Raw genomic sequence first — 412 nt, 5'->3', positions numbered from 1 at the left:
GGCACTGTTGCAAATAGAGATTTGAGTCGATGATGTTCCCTTTAAAAAGTACTTAGAGACCGAAAACCCTGTTGATTAGACACACTTCACCCTGAGGCTGACCATAATAAAATGACGATGCTTGTCCTTTACGTAGTGCACGCATGACTTCAATACCTTTAATTGTGGCATAAGCCGTCTTCATAGATTTGAATCCTAATGTGGCCCTGATGATCCGCTTTAGCTTGCCATGATCACATTCAATCACGTTATTTTTATACTTAATCTGCCTGTGCTCAAGGTCTGGTGGACATTTACCTTCCCGTTTTAACCGTGATAAAGCACGTCCATATGTGGGTGCTTTATCCGTGTTGATCACTTGTGGAATTTGCCACTTCTTCACATTATTTAAAATTTTTCCAAGAAAACAATA

The 412-nt window shown here is 39.8% G+C and carries 1 pseudogene; it reads right to left on the bottom strand.

The features are described 5' to 3' along the window. Positions 1–52 precede the first annotated feature (52 nt). Positions 53–412 (bottom strand): annotated as a pseudogene (locus CDG56_RS16810) (IS6-like element IS1006 family transposase); the annotation flags it as partial.

It is taken from the genome of Acinetobacter sp. WCHA39 (assembly GCF_002165385.1).
Taxonomy (GTDB): Bacteria; Pseudomonadota; Gammaproteobacteria; order Pseudomonadales; family Moraxellaceae; genus Acinetobacter.
The sequence above is the reverse complement of the archived record's forward strand: the minus strand, read 5'-3'. Positions and strand labels throughout refer to the sequence as shown.